18 protein-coding genes are annotated in these 23,258 nt (G+C 28.4%); 13 read left to right on the top strand and 5 right to left on the bottom strand.

Features of this window, described 5'->3' with window-relative positions; translation table 11 throughout:
- The 4 genes from CLPUN_RS03610 (at position 1) to CLPUN_RS03595 (ending at position 4,808) form a co-directional block, all read left to right on the top strand.
- Positions 1–864: an ABC transporter permease gene (locus tag CLPUN_RS03610; RefSeq protein WP_077846013.1), complete on the top strand. Its 864-nt coding sequence runs from the start codon at positions 1–3 to the stop codon at positions 862–864.
- Positions 865–1,668, top strand: coding sequence for an ABC transporter permease (locus CLPUN_RS03605; protein ID WP_077846012.1), 804 nt, complete (start codon positions 865–867; stop codon positions 1,666–1,668).
- A gap of 89 nt (positions 1,669–1,757) precedes the next feature.
- A complete protein-coding gene (locus CLPUN_RS03600) occupies positions 1,758–3,134 on the top strand; it encodes an amidohydrolase family protein (RefSeq protein ID WP_077846011.1) in 1,377 nt (458 codons plus the stop codon).
- 192 nt (positions 3,135–3,326) lie between these two features.
- Complete coding sequence (locus CLPUN_RS03595) at positions 3,327–4,808, top strand: aldehyde dehydrogenase family protein (protein WP_077846010.1); 1,482 nt, start codon at positions 3,327–3,329, stop codon at positions 4,806–4,808.
- A 138-nt stretch (positions 4,809–4,946) separates the two neighbouring features.
- Here the strand turns inward: CLPUN_RS03595 and CLPUN_RS03590 are convergent, their stop codons facing one another.
- Both CLPUN_RS03590 and CLPUN_RS03585 read right to left on the bottom strand, forming a co-directional pair.
- Positions 4,947–5,279, bottom strand: a complete 333-nt coding sequence (locus CLPUN_RS03590) for a YddF family protein (RefSeq protein ID WP_242954035.1) — start codon at positions 5,277–5,279, stop codon at positions 4,947–4,949.
- Between the two features lie 145 nt (positions 5,280–5,424).
- Complete coding sequence (locus CLPUN_RS03585; RefSeq protein ID WP_077846009.1) at positions 5,425–6,177, bottom strand: helix-turn-helix domain-containing protein; 753 nt, start codon at positions 6,175–6,177, stop codon at positions 5,425–5,427.
- A 414-nt stretch (positions 6,178–6,591) separates the two neighbouring features.
- On the opposite strand from CLPUN_RS03585, the gene CLPUN_RS03580 reads away from it, so the two are divergent.
- Both CLPUN_RS03580 and CLPUN_RS03575 read left to right on the top strand, forming a co-directional pair.
- Entirely contained in the window at positions 6,592–7,947 is a 1,356-nt protein-coding gene (locus CLPUN_RS03580; RefSeq protein WP_077846008.1) for a putrescine aminotransferase, read from the top strand.
- 71 nt (positions 7,948–8,018) lie between these two features.
- Positions 8,019–9,134: a 4-hydroxybutyrate dehydrogenase gene (locus tag CLPUN_RS03575; RefSeq protein ID WP_077846007.1), complete on the top strand. Its 1,116-nt coding sequence runs from the start codon at positions 8,019–8,021 to the stop codon at positions 9,132–9,134.
- A 12-nt stretch (positions 9,135–9,146) separates the two neighbouring features.
- On the opposite strand, the gene CLPUN_RS03570 is transcribed toward CLPUN_RS03575, so the two are convergent.
- Both CLPUN_RS03570 and CLPUN_RS03565 read right to left on the bottom strand, forming a co-directional pair.
- A complete protein-coding gene (locus CLPUN_RS03570) occupies positions 9,147–10,499 on the bottom strand; it encodes a DUF6179 domain-containing protein (RefSeq protein WP_077846006.1) in 1,353 nt (450 codons plus the stop codon).
- Between the two features lie 12 nt (positions 10,500–10,511).
- The gene (locus CLPUN_RS03565; protein ID WP_077846005.1) at positions 10,512–10,979 is read right to left on the bottom strand and encodes a DUF6323 family protein; all 468 of its coding nucleotides are present in this window, start codon (positions 10,977–10,979) and stop codon (positions 10,512–10,514) included.
- Positions 10,980–11,435: 456 nt separating this feature from the next.
- Between CLPUN_RS03565 and CLPUN_RS03560 the strand changes: the two genes are divergently transcribed.
- From CLPUN_RS03560 to CLPUN_RS03540, 5 genes are all read left to right on the top strand, one after another.
- Positions 11,436–12,737, top strand: coding sequence for an ABC transporter substrate-binding protein (locus CLPUN_RS03560; protein ID WP_077846004.1), 1,302 nt, complete (start codon positions 11,436–11,438; stop codon positions 12,735–12,737).
- A 6-nt stretch (positions 12,738–12,743) separates the two neighbouring features.
- Positions 12,744–14,450 (top strand): methyl-accepting chemotaxis protein, encoded by a 1,707-nt coding sequence (locus tag CLPUN_RS03555; protein ID WP_077846003.1) that lies wholly within the window; start codon positions 12,744–12,746, stop codon positions 14,448–14,450.
- Between the two features lie 215 nt (positions 14,451–14,665).
- A complete protein-coding gene (locus CLPUN_RS03550; protein WP_077846002.1) occupies positions 14,666–15,250 on the top strand; it encodes a TetR/AcrR family transcriptional regulator in 585 nt (194 codons plus the stop codon).
- A gap of 112 nt (positions 15,251–15,362) precedes the next feature.
- A complete protein-coding gene (locus CLPUN_RS03545; RefSeq protein WP_077846001.1) occupies positions 15,363–16,184 on the top strand; it encodes a nitroreductase family protein in 822 nt (273 codons plus the stop codon).
- Between the two features lie 531 nt (positions 16,185–16,715).
- Positions 16,716–18,719 carry a methyl-accepting chemotaxis protein gene (locus CLPUN_RS03540; protein WP_077846000.1) on the top strand — a complete coding sequence of 668 codons (2,004 nt, stop codon included), beginning with the start codon at positions 16,716–16,718 and terminating at the stop codon, positions 18,717–18,719.
- 288 nt (positions 18,720–19,007) lie between these two features.
- Here the strand turns inward: CLPUN_RS03540 and CLPUN_RS03535 are convergent, their stop codons facing one another.
- Complete coding sequence (locus CLPUN_RS03535; RefSeq protein WP_077845999.1) at positions 19,008–19,700, bottom strand: 5'-methylthioadenosine/adenosylhomocysteine nucleosidase; 693 nt, start codon at positions 19,698–19,700, stop codon at positions 19,008–19,010.
- Positions 19,701–20,377: 677 nt separating this feature from the next.
- On the opposite strand from CLPUN_RS03535, the gene CLPUN_RS03530 reads away from it, so the two are divergent.
- Positions 20,378–21,136: a tRNA threonylcarbamoyladenosine dehydratase gene (locus CLPUN_RS03530; protein WP_077845998.1), complete on the top strand. Its 759-nt coding sequence runs from the start codon at positions 20,378–20,380 to the stop codon at positions 21,134–21,136.
- Between the two features lie 506 nt (positions 21,137–21,642).
- Positions 21,643–22,587 (top strand): GNAT family N-acetyltransferase, encoded by a 945-nt coding sequence (locus tag CLPUN_RS03525; RefSeq protein WP_077845997.1) that lies wholly within the window; start codon positions 21,643–21,645, stop codon positions 22,585–22,587.
- Positions 22,588–23,258 lie beyond the last annotated feature (671 nt).

The raw sequence follows: 23,258 nt of genomic DNA, 5'->3' as shown, positions 1-23,258 counted from the left end.
ATGAATAATAAAAATAAAATAAAATTACCTCTTTTGGTTACAGTAGGACCAGTTTCGGCCTGGATGATCTTACTAGTAGCAATTCCGTTCATTTATATTTTTGTTATTAGCTTTATGAAGAAAGGGACGTATGGTGGAGTTATTATTGGATTTACATTAAATAACTTTCAGCAAGTATTTGATCCCTTATATTTAAAAGTATTTGGTGAATCGCTTTTGATTTCAACACTTACAACTATAATATGCATATTAATTGCGTATCCATTTACTTATTTTATAGCTGAAAAAACAACTATAAAGAAGACAGTTTTTATGGCAATGGTAATAGTTCCTTTTTTAGTAAGTTCTCTAATTAGACTTTTTGGATGGATTAATTTGCTTAGAAAAGACGGTATCATTAATTCTATTTTATTAAAATGGGGGTTAATTCATGAACCATTGCAATTAGTATACAATAACACAGGAGTTATGATAGGGCTTGTATATATGTTACTGCCTTTTATGGTACTACCTTTATATAGTTCAATTGAAAAACTAGATAAGTCTCTTTTAGAAGCTTGTAGTGACTTAGGAGCGAAACCTGCTACAGCATTTTTTAAAGTTACATTGCCACTTACAATGCCAGGGGTATTTGCGGGTAGTATTTTAGTATTTATTCCATCTCTAGGATATTTCTTTGTTAGTGATATACTTGGTGGAAATAAGACTCAAGTAATTGGTAATATAATAAAAAATCAATTTATAACAGCTAGAAACTGGCCACTGGGGGCAGCAATTTCAATTTTCTTAATCATAATAACCTTAGTACTTGTAGGGTTATATCAAAAATCAGGTGGTAATATGGATGATTTAGGAGGGATATAAATGACAAAAGCACAGAAAAAAAACTTAACTGGATTATTTAAAAATATTTATATTTATCTTGTTTTTCTATTTTTATATCTTCCTATCTTTTATGTAATTATTTTTTCATTTAATACATCAAAGATGAATATTGTTTTCGAGGATTTTACTTTTCAATGGTATGGTACTTTCTTTAAAAATAGAACCTTGATGGAAGCTTTAACAAATACTTTGATTATTGGAGTCTTAAGTACTATTATTTCAACAATTATAGGGACAATTGGTGCTATTGGATTAAATAAATATAATTTTAAAGGAAAACAAATAATAGATAAATTACTTTATATACCTATAGTAATTCCAGAGGTGGTACTTGGTATAGCATTGCTTTCAATATATTCAGTACTTAGCATTCCTTTAGGACTTATAAGTATTACTTTATCTCATATTACGTTTAGTATTCCATTTGTTGTAATAACAGTTAGAGCTAGACTTGCTGGGTTTGATAAATTCTTAGAAGAAGCAGCTATGGATTTAGGAGCGAATAGAGTTGTAACCTTTTGGAGAGTAACACTTCCAATTATATTACCAGGAGTTTTATCTGGAGCAATGCTTGCTTTTTCATTATCCATTGATGATGTTGTAATTAGTTTCTTTACAAGCGGACCAGGAAGCACTACTTTACCATTAAAGATTTTTTCTATGGTAAAGACAGGAGTAACACCAGAAGTAAATGCTTTATCAACAGTAATAATGCTTATAACAATTATTATCATTGTTATAAATACTTCATTCCAAATAAAAAAGTTAAAAGCTAAAGCATAGAAACTTAAGTTATATTTTAGAAAGTAATAAGTCAGAAAGTCAGTCTACTTTGTATCAAGGTCTAAAAAAGAGAAGAGGATGATTTAAAGATGAAATATGATGTTGTTATAAAAAATGGCACAATAATAGATCCAAAGTGTAGAAAAAGTACTATAGCTAATCTAGGAATATTAAATGGGAAAATAGACGCTATAACAAGAGAAGATATAAAAGGTGATATTGAATTAGAGGTTACAGGTAAAATAGTGTGCCCAGGAATTATAGATATTCATGCACATGTAGAGGGGAATTTAGATTGTGCAAAGATAATGGTAGCGATGGGAGTTACAACAGTATACAATGGAAATTGTGGAATGTCTCCAGAAAACATGAGAGAATTTTATGAGAAGCATGAGCATTTTTTGATCAATCAAATAGAGCAGATTGGACATACTACACTTAGAGAATTAATTGGAGTTACCGATCGTTATAAATCATCAGATGATGAAGAAATTGAAAAAATGAAAATTATGCTTAAAGAAGCTTTCAACTATGGTGTTCACGGTTTATCCTTTGGCCTTGAATATGTACCAGGAAGTTCTATTAAAGAGGTTTTAGAATTAGCTAAGATTGCTGCTAAATATGGAAAATTGGTATCTATTCATACAAGATCAGATTGTTACAGAGGTCTTTCAACGTTAAGAGAAGCTATTGATATAAATAGAAAAACAGGGGCAGCAGTAAATATTTCTCATTTAACTTATCAATTTGGAATGGGGATGGCAACAGAAGCACTTCATATGATAGATGAAGCCTTAGAAGAAGGATTGGATATATCAGTAGATAGCGGCTTATATAGTGGATTTGCAACTGCAATCGGAAGTGCAGTTTTTGATAAAGGGTGTTTAGAAAAATGGGATTGTGATTATAGCAGTTTAATTGCAGGAACTGGTAAATATAAAGGTCAAAGATTAACTAGAGAAATGTATGAAGAACTTAGATCTGATTATCCTGGGGAAACAGGAATAGGTTTAGTTGGTGAAGAATATGAAGTTTTTGAAATATTAGATAAACCATATGTTATGGTTTGTACAGATGCAGGGACTTTATATGATAATGGCATACCAGGGCATCCACAAGATGCAGGAACTTATCCTAAGTTTTTTAAAACCATGGTAAAAGAACAACATAGAATCACATTGATAGAGGCTATTAGTCGCTGCACATATATGGTTGCAAAACGTTTAGGTTTAAATAGCAAAGGTACTATTGAAATCGGGGCAGATGCAGATATTTTAATATTTGATCTAAAAACAATAGAAGATAAAGCTGATTATCCTTGCTTTGGACCTACAGAAACAAGACCAGAAGGCATTGAATATGTATTTGTGAATGGAGTAATGACGGTAAAAGGTAAGGAAGTTTTAAATGTAAATGCAGGGACAGTTATTAAAGATAAATGTGAATTATGGAAATGGCAAGAATAAGTAAAATTAATAACAAATAATTCATATACAATATACACCTATAAAAAAAGTGCATCAGCATAATTAAGAACTTATCGTATATGCAAAATTATGTCAGAATAATTAATAATTTTCGAACTAATAAAATAAGGGATTAGAGGTTATTGCTATAAAAGACTTAATTGATTTAATGAAATGAGAGGAAGAGATATTATGGAAATTAAAAAGATGTATATTAATGGACAATGGGTAGAAGCAATTTCTAAAAAAACAAGAGATGTTATAAATCCAACCAATGGACAAGTAATTGCAAATACTGCAGAAGGTGGAATTGAAGATACTAAACTTGCAATTGCAGCAGCTAAAGAATCTTTTTATGGAAAAGGTGAATGGAGAAGAATGAATGCACAAGCTCGTGCAGATATCATTTTACAAATTGCAGATAAAATAGCAGAAAAAAGAGATAAATTTGCTATGCTTGATACTATAGATAATGGAAAACCACTTCGTGAGGCAGAAGGTGATGTTGACGATGGAATTCATTGCTTTAGATATTATGCTGGTCTAATTACAAAACCATATGGTGGAGTTTATGATGTAAATGATGGCTTTGGAGAAATGCACTCATATACAGTTCACGAACCAGTTGGTGTATGTGGGCAAATTACTCCTTGGAACTATCCATTTTTAATGGCAGTATGGAAGTTGGCACCAGCAATTGCAGCAGGAAATAGCATTGTATTTAAGCCAAGTTCAAATACACCATTATCAACAATCGCATTATTTGAGGTTTTTGATGAAGTAGGACTTCCTAAAGGGTGTGTAAATTTAGTATTAGGTTCAGGGGGAGCTGTAGGCCAGGAAATAGCAGAAAGCAAAGATATAGATATGGTTACTTTTACAGGGAGTACAGAAGTGGGACAAGGAATTGCAAGAGCAGCGGTAGGTAACCTTAAAAAAGTGGGCTTAGAGCTTGGCGGAAAATCACCTAATGTAATTTTCGCAGATGCAGATTTTGAAGGTGCAGTAGAGTGGGCTATGGTCGGTATTTTCTTTAATCAAGGTGAAGTCTGTTCAGCAGGGTCTCGTATTATTATTGAAGAATCAATTAAAGATAAATTTGTAGCACGTCTTGCAGAAAAAGCAAATGCAATGACTATAGGAAATCCAGTAAATAATCCAGATATGGGTCCATTAGTTTCAAAAGAACATATGGAAACAGTATTAAAATATATAGAAATAGGTAAAAAAGAAGGCGCTACTTTAGTTTGTGGTGGTGAAAGATACATGGAAGGAGAATGTTCAGATGGTTATTATATAAGACCAACTATATTTGATAACTGTACTTCAGATATGACCATTGTAAAAGAAGAGATTTTTGGTCCAGTTGTAACAATTCAAACCTTTAAGACAGAAGAAGAAGCTATTACTTTAGCTAATGACACTATATATGGTTTAGCAGGAGCTGTATTTACGTCTAATGGAACAAGAGCATTGAAGGTAATAAAAGAAATTCGAGCAGGAATTACCTGGATTAATTGTTATAATCCAACCTTTAATGAAGCTCCTTGGGGTGGTTACAAAATGAGTGGGTATGGCAGAGAATTAGGCATTCATGGTTTGGAAGAATATCAAGAAATAAAACAAATAAATATTAATTTAACACCAGGTCCAATAGGATGGTATGAACACTAAAGTTAATTATATAAAGATATAAAGTTTCACTTAAAAGCACTCAATGGAAGGCGGTGCTCACATCTATATGATCTAATATTAATTTGGATAAGTTGATGCGGGCGGGACACCTTCATTTGGTGTTTTTTTGTGATATTTTTATTCTAAACGTTCCATTAATTTAAAAGAATAGCCTATTTCATCTATTTCCGTTCTAGATAATATGCTTCCTTCAGGAGGTCTTCTATTTAATTTAAAAACTATTGCTTTTTGACCAATCTGCTGTTTAAAATCTATACGGCTCATAGGTATGTTCATATTAAACGAATCTGAGATAGCTTCAGCAGTTGAATTATGTCCTATTGCAGAAATAAATCCATTCTTGGACATAAGTTTTTTAGCTTCATCTATAGTTATGTCGCTAACTCTATATAAGCCATTTGTTGTAGCAATGGTTCCGTTAAATATTCCAACTTTCATATTACTATTCATCATATCACCTCTAGAAATTATTTTGTAGGTTATATACATATTCTAACATATTTAGAAACGGATAAGAATGTAAACTAATTATTATACTTTGTTTAGGTGATTATCAACCAAATATAAGTTATATTTAATAACTATAAAATATAATTTATTCTCTAAATTTTAATAAGTTCCATTTAGTAGATACATTAAATTTACGATATAAATTTTGTATGTGCTTTTTTAATGTATATCCACTTATGTAAAGTTTATCGGCAATTTCATCATTATTCATATCTTGAAAAATCAATTGCAAAATTTCTACTTCACGATTTGTTAAGCTATATTGCGAAGCAAGATTTGCTATTGAATAGGATGGACTAGAAGAATTTTTTGAATCATTTGTATAATAACCATAGAATCGAAGATTGAGATGATCGCTAAAGGCTTTTACAATAAACATTTCATCATCTTTAAAATCACCTTCTTCTCTTTTTCTATAAATTGTAAGCACGCCTAAAAATAAATCATTATACACAAGGTTTAACTGTAATGAATAATGAAGTCCAAATGGCTCATAGCACCTTTTGTAAAGTGCTGTATTCATCCTTTCTTCTTCAGGCATTAAGTCGCTTTCACGGATTAATAAACATTGGCCGCTTAGCATAACCCAGCGAGTATAATCTTCATCTTCATTTGAAAGATAATTTTTTTCAGCTTCTGAATAAATTTCAGGAACACAAATAGGGTCGCAAAGTAAATTTTTTGAACTAGTATGGTCAGCCATTAATATGCTTGAAGCCGTATTTGGAATTAGCATATTTAAAAGGTTTAAGAAGGTAATTTTCATAGTGTCAAAGTCAGGAATACTATATATTTGATATATTATATTATTTATTAAGAGAAATTCATTATTTTGCATATAAATACCTCTCTGAATATATATAAGTTTTAATTAAATTGCTATATAAAAAAACATGAACATCAACTAAGTATTTGTAGTTTATTTATTGGAACATAGACTAGAATATAAATACTCATATTACGAATGAAGGTTTTATTAAAAAATAGTGTACCATAAATAAGAAAGGTTGTATATATCGACAGAAATTCTTAAATATTAGGTGTTCAATACTAAAATTAAGATAAAAGATACTTATAAAGTAGTATGCATACTCCTAAAATAATTTAATAACCATACATTGAGAGAATTGTGCTTATTAGCGGATTTATCTTATAATAATAACAATAAATGAAATAGAGCAAATACAACGGTGTATTATTGATTGAAGAATCATTATAATACGCCGTTTTGATTTTAGGAGGAAGTAATATTATGGGAGAAAGAAAGCAAGTTATTGAAGAATTAGAAAGAGTTATAGGTTATATTAAATGTGACCAACTAACTAATGATGAGAAGGCCCAAATTACGAAAGATACAGTGAATTATTTTGATAATTATGTAAGTCCAGGATGGCTTAAATACAGAAAATCAGTATCGACAAATGCAGCAGTAGTAGAATGGACAGACAAAGGTGCATATTGCACTGGTTTATATGGTGAAGAATTTATTGACTGTTTAGGTGGTTTTGGTATTTATACGTGTGGACATAGAAATGAAGATATACTTGAAGTTGTAAAGGCACAACTTGATCATCAAGCACTACATTCACAAGAATTACTAGATCCGTTAAGAGGATATCTTGCAAAAGCAGTTGCAGATATTACTCCAGGAGATTTAGAATACTGCTTTTTTACCAATGGAGGCGCAGAAGCAGTAGAGATGTCATTAAAACTTGCAAGAATTGCTACTGGTGGAAGATGGTACATTTCAACAATTGGAGCTTTTCATGGTAAATCTATGGGGGCTGTTTCTATGGGGGGAAAGGGTACTTATAGAATTCCTTATACACCAATGGTGCAACAAGTTCAACACGTAGAGTATGGTAATGCAGAAGATATGAGAAAAGTAATAAGAAATCTTCATACAGTGGGGGAGAAAGTTGCAGCTGTTATATTAGAACCAGTACAAGGAGAAGCAGGAATTATTGTTCCTCCAAAAGGATATTTAAAAGAAGTTCGTGAAATATGTGATGAGTATGGAGTTGCATTAATCTTTGATGAAATTCAAACTGGTATGGGTAGAACTGGAACTATGTGGAGATGTGAAGCAGAAGGGGTAACACCTGATATTATGACTTTTGGTAAAGCCTTTGGTGGTGGAATAATGCCAATAACAGGTATTATATGCAGACCCAAAATGTGGACGGAAGAATTAATAGATAATCCATGGTTATTAGGATCACCAACCTTTGGTGGAAATCCAGTTTGTTGTTCAGCAGCACTTGCAACAATAAAATATATGTTAGAAAATGATATTCCTGGGCAATGTAAAGAAAAAGGCGAATACTTAAAAGCAGGTTTAGAAAAACTAGCGAAGAAGTATCCTACAGTAATTAATGAAGTAAGAGGTCTTGGACTTATGTTAGCTGTAGAATTCTGTGAAAGTGATATAGGATATTCAGTTGCTAAAGGAATGTTCAAAAGAGGTGTTATGACAGCAGGAACATTAGTAAATGCAAAGTGTGTTCGTTTTGAACCATCAGCAGTCATTTCAAAAGAGGATATGGATAATGTAATTACGAGAATGGATGCAGCATTAGAAGATACTAAAAAGGAATACAATATATAATATTTTAGAAGCAAAGATGCTATATATAAATTTCTATAGCATCTTTGTTCTATTTAAGGAGAGGTGTGTTTATGAAACAATTAATGCTAAATCCAACAATATACAAATATGATGATTGTAAAACTTTTTGCAAGGAATTCCGTATTGGAAAAGATGATTTAATAATTACAAATAGGAGTATTTATGATAATTATCTAAAATATAATGTAAATGAAGCAGCTGTTATATTTAGAGAAAATTATGGGAGAGGTGAACCATCTGATAAAATGGTTGAGGCCATGTATAAAAATATTAAGAGGATATCTTATGAAAGAGTTATTGCCATTGGTGGAGGTTCTATTTTAGATATTGCAAAGTTATTTTCTTTAAAAAACATTTCTCCAATTATAGATTTGTATAATCATAAACTGGAGATTATAAAAGAAAAAGAGTTGATTTTAGTTCCAACTACATGTGGCACAGGTACTGAAGTTACGAATATTTCTATTTTAGAAATAAAAGAAATGAATGCTAAATTGGGTCTTGCGACCGATGAATTATATGCAGATAGTGCTATTATGATACCTGAATTATTGCAATGCTTGCCTTTTAACGTGTTTGCAACCAGTTCAATTGATGCATTTATTCATGCAATTGAATCCTATTTATCTCCTAAAGCAACTTCATACACAAAGATTTTTTCACTTAGAGCTATGGAAATAATACTTAAGGGGTATAAAAAAATTGCTAAAGAAGGAATAGAGTCTAGGAAGGAGATATTAGAAGATTTTCTCCTAGCAAGTAACTATTCAGGAATTGCCTTCGCTAATGCAGGCTGCGGGGCAGTTCATGCAATGAGTTACCCACTAGGGGCAAGGTATCATGTAGCTCATGGAGAAGCAAACTATGTTATGTTTATAGAAATATTCAAAGTATATAAAAAAATAAATCCCAATGGAAAAATTAAAGAATTAAACAAATTTCTATCTGAGTTATTAGAATGTACTGTGGATGAAGTTTATAAAGAAATAGAAATTTTATTAGACAATTTAATTTCTAAAAAATCTTTAAGTGAATATGGTGTAAGTAAAGAAAACTTAGAAGAATTTGTGGAGAATGTTATTGAAAAACAAGGAAGATTAATGACTAATAACTATATAAAATTAGAAAGAAAACAAGTTTATGATATATATAAAGCATTATATTAATCAATTTCTAATTTAAGCTAATTTAATTTGTTCCTCTAGTTTTCTAATAACTTTTTTATCTTCTTCACTTAAAGCTGAGAAATACTTAGAAAATTTCAAATGCCATTCTTTTTTATAGTCGCTTTCAAAATTTAAATTTGGCAGATTTTTTAATAAAAGAGCAATTTCTAATTGAGATAAGCTTTTAAATAAATCATAAAATTCATTTCCGTAAAGACAGTCAGCTTCTAAAATATCAATTAAATCTTCTAAACTATGAATATTATTTTTAATTAATTGTACTTTATCCATAGATACAGGGCATGCCATAATTTTCTTTATAAGGTGTCTAAAATAAGTATTACTTGATTTTTTACCATCTATATAGCTAGTGATCCCATCATGATTATTATTTAGGTTAAATGAAATAAACATAGTCTCTAATTTATTTAAAGCAAGGCTTTCTTTTATTAAGGGAGCTATTTTTATTATAGACTTTTTAATATATTTTATTAATTCACTATCTTTAATATTTAATATAAGGCAGCACTTTTTCGAATAATTAAATAATTCTGCTAGCAATTCTTCAAATGACAAATTTGATAATTTACTTTTTATTTGCTCCCTATCTAAAGCAGAAATATTAAGGATTGTAACATCCTTATCGCAAATAATAGAACCTAATGAATTAATTAATATTAACTCAAATATATTTATGAGTAATTCATCACAATGTTTATCATAACCTTTTAATAATTCATTAATATCATCAATATTAAAATTATTACAAAAGTTATTTTCTAAATTCAATATTTTCAAGTAATCGTTAATGTACTCAATGCCTATGTTGTTCAATTCAGTAGCAAATAATTGATAATCTATTGATCCAGGAGTTTCATGAGCTGAATAGAAATATTCATATTCTTTAAAAAATAATGGGATACCATAATCAATAGTATCATTATATGAAAAATTACTTACCTTAAGTTTATTGTTTTGAATTTCAGATAATAATTTCCTTCCTTCAAAAATTTTTTCTTTAATTAAATCTTGTCCGTTTATAAATATATTGAATAGTTTTGTTTGTTTTAAATCTCTTAATAAAAAGTCTATATCCTTAAAGGCTTTTAAATAAATTCCTATAGTATAATCAATGCAGTCTAAAATATTTTCAGCTATTTCTACCATAACTGAGCTGCTACAATCTTTTGTATAATATGTTAGTTGTGTTTTTAATATATCCAATCTTTCATAATTTAATTTTTCTAAGAAGGAAGTTTCTAATAAGTTTTTTTCATGACATTTTATTAGAATTTCCTTGAAGAAATTTTGTTCGTTTAATTGATCTAATCTTATATAATTATTTTTCTCAATAAATTTATCCATAATTATTACCTATCATTCCTTTTCAGAATTAATATCAATATAATCTTTAATGCCATTTCGTATGTTATCAGCAATCTTATATAATACTTTTCCCTCTAATAGTTCTAAGGAACCTTTACAATAATTGTCAAAAAAATTCTTCATAATTTCTATTAATTCATCATCGCTTATAGAGTCTAGGGTTTCATTTTTATAATTATAGAAGATTTCTACTAATTCATTTATTGTAGAGGTATAATTGTATTGGGATATATAAGGTGAGTCACAAAAGCTCAAAATAATTTTATTTATTATTCCACCATTAAATTCAATTCGTCCATTTTTATTTAAAGTTTCAGTTCTTGTTTGTAGCAGTTCTTTTACATCTTCATCACGTAATATTAATCCGTATTCTTTTGTAACAGTATTACAAGAAATTATCTCACTGAAGATTTGTTTTTCTAATGAGTTATTTTGAAATAAATTAAGAGAATTGTCCATTTTAAAACTTCCTTTCAAAAAAGTATTGACATTTACGCTTATATGTGGTATTATAAAAATATATATATAATTTTAAATTATATCATTGGTATTATTATATGTCAATTTACTTGTGATATTAAAGTATCTTAAATAAATGTAGCTTTAGCAATATGTGAAAATTATGCAGATAAGATCTATTGAGAATCTTATCTGTTTTTTTTATGTATATAAATTAGTCGAAAAGTTTAAATTGTTTTAAATTTGAACATAAAATATTTGCAGTGATTAGTTGAAAAATGATTTTTGTGGAGTAAAAGAGGAAATAATGGATAATATTATATAAATAAGAAAAATACAGAATAAAGTTTTTTTATATTATGTCGATAAATAATTAATAAATGTAATGAGTAATCATTATAAAATTATGAATTGATATAATACTGATTTAAATTACAATAACAAGGAGAGATTAAAATGAAAAGAATATTAAGCTACCTTTTTTTTATGGTTTTTATGATAACGATATCATTTGGGAGTGCTGGATGTAGCAAAGTTATTGATACACATGAGAATAAAGTAGATAATACTGAACCTGTAACTTTAAAATTAATATTGTGGGGAAATGATCAACGAAAAGAATTAACTCAAAAAGCAATTGAATTGTTTCAACAAAAGCATTCTAATGTGAAGTTTGAAACGAAAATGTATTCAAGTACTACGGATATAAAAGTAAATTTAGCCATGAACACAGCAGATGAAGAAATACCAGATATTATTCAAACTAATTATGATTTTATTCATAATTATGCATTGCGTGATTTATTTGAACCCTTAAATCCATATATTGATCAAAATATCTTAAATCTTTCAGATGTTGATAAATTATATTTAGAAGATGGTATTGATAATAATCAATTATATGGAGTTCCTTTAGGAATTAATGCTTATTGTATAGCAGTAAATCCATTAGTTTTTGAAAAAGCAGGGATTGATATTCCCAAATTAGGCTATACTTATGATGAATTATATGAGGTAGCAAAAAAATTAAAAACTCAAATAAAAGATGAAGACTTTTATCCATTAGCGAATTTTGTTGATTTCAATACATATGTTAGATCTAGAGAAAGTACATATTTTAATTCAAAAGGAACAGCACTTGGCTATGAAGATGATAAAATCTATGAAGATTATTTTAAAATCCAAAAAAAATGGTTAGATGAAGGACTTATTGCACCTGACGTATTGAACGATAAGAATGTTTTACTTACATCAGGAAAATCCGCAATTTGGTGGGGGGTTAGTAATGGTGTAGCAGGACTAAGTAAAACTGCCAAGACTGTTATGAAAATAATATCAGTGCCTTCATATACAAAAGGAAAAATAACTAGTTGTGTTAGACCATCAATGTTCTTTAGTGTTTCAGCATATTCTAAGCATAAAAAAGAAGCTGTGGAATTTATAAATTTTATTACAAATGATTTAGATGCAAATGATATTTTGAAAGGAGAACGTGGAGTTCCAATTTCAGAAAAAGTTAGTGCAAGTGTTGAACAAAAACTAAGTGAAGCTGATAAACAGCAGTATTTGCTTATGAAATATATTAAAGAAAATCCAAGTCCATCAGACCCACCTACTCCTAATACATCAGGGAATGTTAATTCTCTTTTTGCAAGATTATCTACGCAAATATTGAAAGGAGAAATTACACCTGAGGAATCAGCTAAAAATTTCCGAACAGGAGCTAATAAAATTTTAAGTGGTGTTAAAGGAGAGTAGTTAAAGATGAGGATGAGTATTAGAAAAAAACTATATGGTGGATTTTCCGCAGTATTAATATTTTTAATTGTCATATCAGTGAGTAATTATATATTAACAAGTAAAATTAATACTACATATACACAATTAATAAATAATAGTACAACAATTGTAAGTAATATTAAAGATTTAAATAATGCTATTAGTGAGGAACAGTCTAGTGTTAATTATTTTCTTTTAACTGGTGAGTCCAATTATTTGAAAACTTATCAGAAAGCATTTGATACTTATAATGAAAAGAGCAAGAAAATAAGTGAACTTATAAAAGGTAAAGATAGCTGGCAAATTTTGCAGGGATTAGATTTAATTCAAGAGCAATATGTTATTGCAGCAGATCAAATGATAGATGATAAAAGAAAGAATAGTGTAGATAAATATACAAAAAATGCTGAAGCTCAAGGTCCATTAATTCAAAAATTTAGTGAAACATCAGGTAAGTTTATTCAAAATCAAGAAGCGATTTTAAATAAGGAGATTGAAGATACAAAAAAAATAATAAATTCTGCAAAGCTAATTATTAGTATTATTACTATTATTACTTTATTATTAGGGTTAAGTATTGCATATTGGATTAGTAACTTAATTTCAAAACCAATTAAGTTATTATCAGAAACAGCATCTAAAATTGCAGAGGGGGATCTTACAACTAATGAAATACAAATTAAAATAAAAAGCAATGATGAAATTAGTGAATTAGTGCAGGCATTTAATAAGATGACTAATAATTTAAGGAAGCTGATTTCAGAAATGAGTATAGCAGCTTCAAAGGTAGCAATATCAGCTGAAGAAATGACAATTGGAGCTGCAGAAACTAGTAAAGTTACTAAATATGTTGCAAATATTACTCAAAGTTTAGCTAGTGGAACGGAACGTCAGGTTGAGAGTATTCAAGAGAGTGTTGAATCAGCCCATAAGATGAATGATCAGGCTAATGAGATTAATTCAAGAGCACAAAATGTAAGTAGACAAGTGGTAAAGGCGTCAGAGGTTATATTAGAAGGAAATATGGCAGTTCAAAAAACAATAGAACAAATGAATTCTATTCAAAATATTGTAGCTGATATAGCACAAGCTGTTCGTGAACTTGGAAATCAATCTAATAAGATTAATCAAATTATAGGAATTATTACTAATATTGCAGAACAAACTAACTTGCTTTCACTAAATGCATCTATAGAGGCTGCAAGAGCAGGAGAGGCAGGAAGAGGATTTGCGGTTGTAGCTTCAGAAGTAAGTAAATTAGCGGAGCAAACAGCAGCATCAGGCAAACAAGTATCAGAGGTTGTAAAAACTATATTGGACAAGACTACTAAGACTATAGCAGCTGTTGAGGAAGGTGAAAAGGAGGTTAAAGATGGAATTGAGACTGTTTATGCAGCTGGTACATCTTTTGATATGATACAAAATTCCATTAATGAGGTTAGAAATACAATTGGGGAAGTTTCAAAAGCATCGAAACACATGAGTGAAGGTACAGACAAATTAGTAACAGCTTTTGATATAATTGAACAGATTTCTAAAACATCAGCAGATGGAACTCAAAATGTATCTGCTTCCACTGAAGAACAATTGGCAACTATGGAAGGCGTAACAAATTCAGCAACTTCTTTAAGCGTAATGTCAGAGGATCTACTTAACTTAATCAGTACATTTAAAATAGAAAGTAATAAATAAGAAAAGAAAAAAATGTTGTAAAATGATATGCTTCCTTTATAGTAGATAGTTAAAATAATAAAACTGTTTCTATGAAGGGAGTATTTTTGTTCGTTTAAGTTTTGATGCTAAACATATTTACTTCGTGACTTGACAAATAAAGTTTGAATGATATACTGAATGACATACAGTATATCATTCAAAAGGTGTATAAGGCTAAAAATGGAGGTGAGAGTATGGGTGAAAATGATGCAAAGGAAAGGCTTATAGATGTTACCATTAAAATGATTTGTATGGGGAAAAAACCAAGTGAAATTACAGTTAAGGATATTACTGAAACTGCAGAAGTTGGTAATGGAATGGTAAATTATCATTTTCAAAGTAAAGATAATTTAATCCGTTTAGCGGTGAAAAAAGTTATGAACTGTGCCACGAAATCATTAGGTGAAAAAATGAAAACTAGGGAAAATGAACCATCAATTAAGCGTCTTACTATTATACTAAAAGAGGTTGTAAATTTTATTGCAAGTAATTCTGAAATTTCAAAGATTGCAATTTTAGACGATTTAGAAAATAATCAGGTAGCAGCGCATTTGTTAAGTTCAGAAGAATCATATAATAGGTGTCTTGAAGAACTTTATGGAGACAATAAACATAAGCTTTCGATTAAAAATTATTTAATTGCAGGATATATAAATTACATATTTTTAAAAGCAGAAAAGATAAAAGATGAAACTGGTTTTGATTTTTATAATAAAGAAGAAAGAGAAAAGGCAATTGAAACGTTAGTTGAGGAATTAGTAAATTGTAATAGGATTTAAATTTAAAAAATATATGTAGTAATATAGTAATAAAAACTATATCTTAGATAAGTATATATGTAAAATTAAAATATATATAAAAATAACTTATAATAAAGGAGTTAATTATATTATGATGAATGTAAATAGTGAAAAGTGTATTGGGTGTGGAATTTGTGTTAAAGATTGTTTCCTTAATTGTATAGAAGTAGTTGATAGGAAAGCGAAAATAAATAATGTCACATGTATGAAATGTGGACATTGTATAGCTGTTTGCCCTAAAAGCGCAGTATCTACAGATGAATATGATATGGAAGAAGTAGAAGAATACAATGAAGCTAAATTTAAAATAGAGTCAGATAATCTATTAAACTTTATAAAATTTAGAAGAAGTGTAAGACAATTTAAAGACAAAGATGTAGAAACAGAAAAACTCTTAAAAATAATAGAAGCAGGAAGATTTACTCAAACTGCAACTAATGCTCAAAACGTTTCGTATATAGTGGTTAAGGATAATATTGAACAATTAAAAGAAATGGTATTAGAAAATCTTAAAAACAGAGGAGAAGAACTTCTTAAAAATTTAAATCCACAAACCTTACCCTTTAAAAGATATGCAGAGTTGTGGATAAGAATGTACAATGAATACAGAGAAAATCCTAAGATGAATGATAAATTATTTTTCAATGCACCTGCGTTAATTCTTGTAGTATCAGAATCTTCAATTAACGGAGGGCTGGCTTCTTCTAATATGGAACTTATGACAAATGCTCAAGGGCTTGGAACATTCTTCAGTGGGTTCTTTGCATTGGCAGCACAAGGAGATGAAAAAATTAGAAAAATACTTGGACTCGAAGGTAATAAAGAAATAGTAACTTGTATGGTTATTGGTTATCCAAATGTAAAATTTATTAGAACGGCTCCAAGAAAAAATGTAAGTATATCATGGAAATAGGTATATCATAATATAAATAGTGAAATTTTAAGCTATCTAAAAGTGTTATTAATATTCATTTTTAGATAGCTATTTTTAATGCCTATTAGTATGTTGAACTCTTCTGGATAAAATATAAAAAACATTCTATTTTATATAAATATTTAGACTTGTTTTTGTATAAAAATACATATTTAATACGAAAATTGACAATGGAAAGAGAAAAAAAGAGAAGATAACCTTTACAGTGATTAATTTCGACGTATAAATATTGTGAAATATGATATTTATAGAGTAATATTATATTATGTATAAATATTAGCAGTATAGAAATACATAAAAGATATTTTTTATGTTGTTAGATTGATAATATGTATTTTTATAAGCTTATATTTACTAAAAAAGTATATATATAAGTTCTAATTAATAAAATTCATAGTTTGCAGAATTAACTTATTCAAATTGTTAAAAATGTACAGCAAATTTAAATGAATAAACTTTTTAGAACATATATAAATTCGGAAATTAAAAATTATATAAGGAGATGTGTAAATGAAAAAAAGTAGCAAATTATTTAGAAAAATAGTAATTGGAATTATTTTGATGATCGTAGTACCAATATTAGTAACAGGAGAGATATCTATAATTAAATCAAAATCTGTGTTAGAAAATAATTTAAAAACAACAAGTATACAGACAATTAAAGAAGTTGATAAGGGATTTTCGCAGTATCTTGGAATAATAGATACAGAAATGAATATAGTATCAAAAAATTCTGATATAAGAGATTTATCCAATTCAGAAGCTGACCATACACTTACAGCTCAATATATTCAAGGAGTTTTTGGCGATATTAAGAGTTCAATTGATGGTGTTATTAATGCAGGCTATGCAGGAGAATATGGTGAAATTGTATTAGATAGTAGTGTATTAAATATAAAGGATTTTAATTATAAGGAGAGAGATTGGTACATAAATGCAAAAGAAGCTAATGGAAAGCCTGTGTATATAAAACCATATAAAGATAAAGTTACTGGACAACAAGTTATGACTGTTGCTCAAGCGGTAAAAGATGATAAGGGACAATTTTTAGGTGTTGTAGTAATTGATATGTCTCTAGATTCTATAAAAAAATATGTTGGGGATATAGAATTATTAAACACAGGATTTATCTTACTGGTAGATAAAGATGGTGACATTATAGCAAATAATGATAAAAACAAAGACATAGAAAATAGTATTGGAAATTTATCATTTTGGGATTCAGCTAAAAATGAGGAACGTGGAGTATATTCTTTAGAAAACAAAGGAAAATCTTTTTATGTATGCCAACAAACTAATAATATAACTGGTTGGAAAATGATTGGGATTATTGATAGTAAAGAAGTAACTGATAATGTTTCTATTATGAGAGTTGCAGTAGTCATATCAACAATGATATGTGCAATTGTTGGTATAGCTATAGGGGTTTTGGCGACTTTATATTTAATGAGAGAAATAAATAAGATAAAGAAATCTCTTAGCAAAGTTGCAGATGGCGATTTCACTGCAAGAGTAAATGTTACAGCAAAAGATGAATTTGGAGAACTTGGACAAGATTTTAATTTTATGATAGGAAATGTTTCTAAGTTAATGAAGAATGTTCAAAATACATCATCAGATTTACTTGAAGCATCTGTAAATATATCAAGTATGTCAAAAGAAACTACAGCTTCAATATCAGAAGTTTCAAATGCTATACAAGAAGTTGCAAATGGAGCTACAAATCAAGCACAATCATCTACAGAAGTAGCAGGAAGTGTTGGGGAATTATCCGATAGAATAGATGAAGTTGGCAAACATACAAATCATATAAATGAGTTATCAAACGAGACAGAAAAGCTAAGTAATCAAGGACTTATTATACTTAAGGATTTAATAAATAAAGCTAGTATGGCTAAAGAAAATGCTATCCAATCTGCCAATATGGTTAACGAAATGACGAAGAGCATAGATAAAATAAATTATATGTCAAATGCAATAGCCAGTATTACAGAACAAACTAACCTCTTAGCATTAAATGCTAGTATAGAAGCGGCAAGAGCTGGAGAAGCTGGAAAAGGATTTGCAGTAGTTGCAGAGGAAATTAGAAAGTTAGCAGAAGAGTCTAAAACATCTACAGACCAAATAAAAGCAATTATTTCAGAAATAAACACTAGCGCAGGTAATGCTCATGAAGCAATGGAAGAAAGTAAGGAAATGTCACAGGCACAAGGAAGAGCAATAAAAGAAACCGAAGATATATTCAATAAGATAGTTGATTCTATAATACCATTAAGTGGAGCTATAGAGAATATTAATGAGTTAAATGAGAAGATGCACTCAAACAGAGAAGAAGTAAATTCACAAATTCAAAATATAGCAGCAATATCAGAAGAATCTGCATCTATATCACAAGAAGTTACAGCATCAGCGGAAGAGGTTAGTGCAACTATGGATGAACTTACTCAATATGCAAGCAATTTACAAGAAATATCGCATAAACTTCAAGATGAATTAAGGAATTTTAATTTATAAGAGAAAGATTGAGTTTTAGAATTAATTACATATCAATATTGAAATAGTAAATCTACATTTAAAAACTTACAATTACAATCAGCTACAAATAATATATTATGTAGAAATGTAATTGGAACATATATGCTATAGATAATTAATTTAATTAGTAAAGCATAGGCGTGAAATATTCACTATGTAAAGTGTGATAAAAAAATAAAATGAATAAGAAAGTTTAATTTGAATAAGGGGGCAGTATATAGTTGTATTTTTACACAAAACTATATACTGTCCCCTTACTATTGTTTTTTACATCATTTCAAGCATTTGCTTTAATATTCTAGTTGAATTTTTAACTGCAACTGGAATGAATTTTTGGTAATCCATATGAGCTCCATTATTTGCATTATCAGAAATTGATCTGATAACTACAAAGGGAATTGAATTTAAGTAACAAACTTGCGCAATACTAGCACCTTCCATTTCACAAGAAATTGCTCCGAATTCTTTATCAAGCCATTGAATTTTTTCAATATTAGCAACGAATTGATCTCCAGAAGCAATTCTTCCGATAAAACTGTTTAATTCAGGAATTTCTTCACATGCTTTTTTGGCGAAGGCAACCATTTTTTCATCGCATTTAAAATCAAAAGTATCAAGTCTCGGAATTTGTCCCATTTTATCACCAAAAGCTGTAGTATCCATATCATGTTGAACTAAATTTTCAGCAACAACTATATCACCAGGATATATATCTTTACCGATTCCACCTGCAACTCCAACATTTATAACTCTATCAACGTTGTATTCAGAAACTAATATTTGAGTGCAAATAGCTGAGTTAACTTTACCAATTCCACAAACTACAGCGACAACATATTTACCATATAAGCTGCCTCTATGAAAAGTCATGTTAGCTTTTTCTTTTTTTTCTTCAAGTGTTAAGTCTTTTAATAAAATTTCCAATTCTTCTGCCATAGCAGCAATTATACCAATAGTCATATAAAACAATCCTCCTAAAATATGCAGCTTATGTATACTAAACGTTACTATTGTGAAAGTATTTTAAGTATAAACAAGCTAAAATATATGTATTGCAATATTTATATATAATACAACCTTAAATGAGCATGTTCATTTAATATACATAACATTACTTAATATTATAATCATTAATTTACAAATTTAACAGAGAAAATACTAAAATTATAACGATAAATAGAATTAATCCACAATATATTGGGCAATAATAAAAATTATCAACAACATATTGTGAATTATGTGTATAATATTAAAAAAGAAAAAAATATTGTGGATAGAATATTAAATTTAATAATTAAAAATAGGCTATAATATCTGCTAGAATAAATAATATATTCAAATTCAAAAACAATCAATTTTATTGTAGATTTAAAATTGTAACATATGTATTAGTTATATGATTAAGTTTGAACTATATTTATGTTATAATAGTAGTAAATGCTCAAGAGATATACAATAAATGGATTACATTATATGTTGTAAAATGATTCTTTCGAAAAATTTGTACTTGTGTATATGTCCATTAGTAATGCATATATTTATTTACTGCACATATGTTTCAATGTAGCAAATTAGTTAAAGTTTATATATTAAAAATATATATAATCACACAGAAAATATTTAAAGGAGAGGAACTTATGACAGCACAACATTCTTTATCAAGAACTGAACTTTTAATAGGTAAAGATGGATTAGATAAATTAACAAATAGTAAGGTTGTTATTTTTGGAGTAGGAGGAGTAGGGAGTTATACTATTGAAGCACTTGCAAGAGCTGGTGTTGGAGAATTAACTATTATCGATGATGATACTGTTTGTTTAACAAACTTAAATAGGCAGGTCCATGCTACGTATGATACTATAAGCAAATCCAAAGTAGAAGTAATGAAAGCAAGAATAGAATCTATAAATAGAAATTGTAAAGTTATAGCGCAAGAAGTTTTTGTTACACAAGAAAATATAGCAGAAATAATATCTGATGATGTTGATTATGTTGTTGATGCAATAGATACAGTTTCAGCAAAATTAGGTTTGGCTGAATATTGTTATAAAAAAGGTATAAGAATAATCAGTTCTATGGGGACAGGAAATAAATTAGATCCAACTCAATTTAAGGTTACAGATGTATTTAAAACAAAAGTATGTCCATTAGCAAAGGTTATGCGACATGAATTAAGAAAAAGAGGTGTAGAAAAATTAAAAGTTGTATACTCAGAAGAAGTGCCAATAAAACCAGTATATGATGTTGTTACTTGCAAAACAGGTTGTGTCTGCACAGGTGGAACTAAAAAATGCGCAATTAAGAGACAAATACCAGGAAGCATATCTTTTGTTCCACCTGTTGCAGGGATGATAATTGGAGGAGAAGTTATAAAAGATATATTAGAAATAAATTAAATAACTCTCATTCTGTAAAAAATAATTCTTGTTAATTAAATATTCGGAGGATTTATTTACAATTATAATCACAACATACAATATTTTGATTCTTATTATTTATTATGAAAATCTTAAGATAAATTACGCTTATAAGTATATCTAATAAAAGTAATATATAAACTGAATAAGACGAAATGATGATCCTATAATACAATCATTAAGAAAAGTTGTTATGGGGTCATTATTTTGTATATTATATTGCAAAAATATAGCATGTGCGTAGAAGTGATGAGTAAGTTTTCTAAAAATAAAATTGTATTATTATATGTTTTATGTAAGTATAAGTAATATAATGAGTATGTTTATTAAAAAGTTGAAGAATGGAATTTAGAAAATACCCAAAGGAAATTTAATATAATTGTTGAATGATTATTTTTGAAAACAATCTTAAGTGAAAAGGATCTGAGTGTAAACAAATAATAGTGTAGTAAAAATATATAATTTGTAAATTAGGGGAGAGCTATATGGAATCAGATTTTAGTGTAAAAATACAATCAGATAAATCAAGTCAAACAGAATATTTGGTAAAAGATAAGAGTGATATTATTGTTGGTAGATTCAGCACATCAGAATTAAATAGTCAAAGTAAAACTTGTGATATAAATCTTAAGTTTTATAGAGAATATGATTATGAGCTATTAAGTGATACCTTGTCTCTTATTTTAAAAGCAACATTCAAAGATGCAAACATTTTTAAAGTAAATATCAGAGTTATTGAAACAATAGATTTTAATGCATTTATAGATTTAGGATTTACTTTAGAAGGAATATTTAGTCAAAATCAATATTTAAAAGGTGAATATTTTGATGAATTATCTTTTGGAATAACAAGAAAAGAATATAATTTGATGAGCAAATATTCTCTGGTTGAATTAGAAGGACCAAATGTAATTCTCAAAAATTTAACTGCTGGCAATGCAGAAGGTCTATTAGAGTATTATGAAAAGAACAAAAAACATTTAGAACCTTTTGAACCTACTAAAGATAGTACTTTTTATACTGTAGAAAATCAAACAAAAATACTAAATAAAAATTATAGAGAGTTTTTAAATGGTGTAACTATTGAGTTAGGGATTTTCAAAGAAGAAAAATTAATCGGAAAGATAAAGCTTTCTAGAATTTTACATGGATCACTTAAAAGTGGAGTGTTAGGCTATTCTATAGATGAAGATGAACAAGGAAAAGGATACATGAAGGAAAGTGTCAATCTTTTTTTAAAGTATGCATTTGATGAATGTGAACTTCACAGAATAGAAGCGTCAGCTTTGGTTAATAACGAAAAATCAATAGGTGTATTAACTGGATGTGGATTTAAGATGGCTGGGATAAATGAAAAATATCTTTTAATTAATGGGAAGTGGATGGATCATGCAACTTATTATATTCTAAAAGAAGAGTTCGAAAAGTAATTAAATAGGCTGAAAAAATTCATATAAGTTAATATTAATACGATAAATTTAACTATATAACATTAAAGCTGGGTTAATAAGACTTAAGTTTTATGGAGATTATTTTTTATAACAGAAATAAATATAAATATTTTATTTGCGGATATAGCTATATTTCTTATTAGTGAATATAAGTAGATATTTTTAATTTAAACATGAAAATTGATAAAATATTATGATTATGAGGATAGAATACAATTAACTAATCCTAGTGTATCAATAATAGAAAAAAGAAGAAATATAGAGAATACAAGCGTATTATAAATTTAAATTCGACAGAAGGTAAATTTTTTAATAATCAACATAAGTTTATATGTTAAGATAAAACACGTCGCTAAGACATGTAAACAACTTAAGAGAATCTGAGAAAAACCTTTTGAAAAAAGAGTTTGAAAGATTAAAAAAAGTTATTGACAATATCAAAATCAAGTGATAAACTAAGTAAGTCGCTTGAGGGTGACAGCAAAAAACAAAAAGTTACAACGAAAGTTGTGGAAGAAAATGGTCTTTGAAAATTGAACAGAATATATAAGTACATTTAAGTAAACCAGCAATTTTTATTTGAGTAAGCTAAGATTAAACTTTTAATTGAGAGTTTGATCCTGGCTCAGGACGAACGCTGGCGGCGTGCT

The organism is Clostridium puniceum, assembly GCF_002006345.1.
GTDB lineage: Bacteria > Bacillota > Clostridia > Clostridiales > Clostridiaceae > Clostridium > Clostridium puniceum.
Note: the sequence above shows the minus strand (reverse complement) of the source record. Positions and strands in the feature narration are given on the sequence as shown.